The following is a 1,941-nucleotide window of genomic DNA, read 5'->3' as shown; positions in this document are numbered from 1 at the left end:
GATCGCGGTGCTCGCGGCGGCCGCGGCGGCGCTCGTGCCGCTGTCCGCGCGGGGCGACGCCGGGCTGCGCGCCCAGGCCGCCCGGCTCGCGGCGCACCTCGCCCCGGAAACCGCCCCCGACGCTGCCCCCGACGCTGCCCCCGATACCGGCCCCGACGCGGCCACCGGTCCCGACCCGCGCGACGTCGCGCACTCGCTCGCCACCACCCGGACCGCGCTGCCCGACCGGGCCGTGGTCGTCGGGGCGGATCGCGCGGAGCTCCTCGCGGGGCTCGCCGCGGTCGCCGCCGGGGAACCGGCGGCGAACGTCGTGACCGGCCGGGCGGCCGCGGGCGTCCGCACCGCCTTCCTGTTCGCCGGGCAGGGCGGCCAGTACGCGGGCATGGGGGGCGGGCTCCGCGACGCCGCCCCGTTCGCGGAGGCGTTCGACGAGGCCTGCGCGCACCTCGACCCGCTGCTCGGCCGGTCCCTGGCGGACGCGGTGCGCGACGGCGTGGGCCTGGAACGCACGGGCATCGCCCAGCCCGCGCTGTTCGCCCTGGAGACGGCCCTGTACCGGCTGCTCGAACGCTGGGGGCTCGTCCCCGACTACCTCGCGGGCCATTCGGTCGGGGAGATCGCCGCCGCCCACGTCTCCGGCGTCCTCTCCCTGGCCGACGCCGCCGCGCTGGTCGCGGCCCGCGCCCGGCTGATGGACGCGCTGCCGGACGGCGGTTCCATGGCGGCGCTCGGCATCGGCGAGGAGGCGCTGCGCGCGTTCCTGGCGGACCCCGGCGCGGGACGGGTGGACGTGGCGGCGGTCAACGGTCCCGACGCCGTGGTCGTCGCGGGCCGCACGGCGGACGTCGACGCGCTGGCCGCCGCCGTCGCCGGGCGCGGGCACCGGGTGCGCCGCCTCCCGGTCGGCCACGCGTTCCACTCCGCGCTCATGGACCCCATGCTCGACGCGTTCCGGGACGCCGTCGCCGGCCTGGAGTTCGGTGAACCGCGGATACCGATCGTGTCGACCCGGACCGGGCGCGTCGCGTCCGCCGCCGAACTGGCCGACCCCGAGCACTGGGTGCGGCACGTCCGCGACACCGTGCTGTTCCACCGGGCCGTCGAGACGCTCCGCGGGCAGGGCGTCGGCGTGTTCGTGGAGCTCGGGCCGGACGGCGCGCTGACCGGGGCGACCGGCGATCCCGGGGCCGTCGCGACGCTGCGGCGCGGCGGCGACGACGCGCGCGGCGTCCTGACCGCCGTCGCGACCGCGCACACGCTCGGCGCACCGGTGGACTGGCGCGCGTTCCAGGGCGGCCGCGAGATCGAGCTGCCCACCTACCCGTTCCGCCGGGACCGCCACTGGCTGGACGGCGCCGCGCCGCGTCCGGACCGGCCCGGACCGGCCCGGCACCGCATCGCCTGGCGTCCCCTCGAAGCGCCACCCGAACCGCCCGCCGGCGCGGCGGACGCCGGATCCCGCACGTGGCTGCTGGTCGTCCCGTCCTCCCACGAGACCGACCCGTGGACGACCGCCCTCACCGCCGAGCTGGCCGGAGGACCGGACGGGGACGGCTTCGAGGTGCGGCGGCTCGTCCTGCCCGCCGACGCCGACGACGCCGCGCTCGCCGGTCCGGTGGCCGCGGCCCTCGACGCCGGGCCGCCGGCGGGAGTGCTGTCCCTGCTCGCCCTGGACGAACGCCCGCATCCCGGGCATCCGGGCCTGCCCGCCGGTGCCGCGGGCACCCTGGCGCTGATCCGGGTCCTCGGCGCCGCCGGGGCCGCGGCCCCGCTGTGGGCGGCGACCCGCGGCGCGGTCGCGGTCGACGAGCGGGAGCGGGTGACGGGCCCCCGCCAGGCGCGGATCTGGGGGATCGGGCAGGCGGCGGGGGTCGAGCATCCCGGGCGCTGGGGCGGGCTGGTGGACCTGCCCGCGGGCGACCCGGCGGGCCTCGGCCGCCA

Annotated in this window: 1 protein-coding gene; it reads left to right on the top strand. The window is 80.1% G+C overall.

The features are described 5' to 3' along the window. On the top strand, nt 1–1,941 hold a 1,941-nt coding region (locus ACFQ11_RS37630), incomplete at both ends, for an acyltransferase domain-containing protein (protein WP_378307722.1).

It is taken from the genome of Actinomadura sediminis (assembly GCF_042675525.1).
Classification (GTDB): Bacteria; Actinomycetota; Actinomycetes; order Streptosporangiales; family Streptosporangiaceae; genus Spirillospora; species Spirillospora sediminis.
Note: the sequence above shows the minus strand (reverse complement) of the source record. Positions and strands in the feature narration are given on the sequence as shown.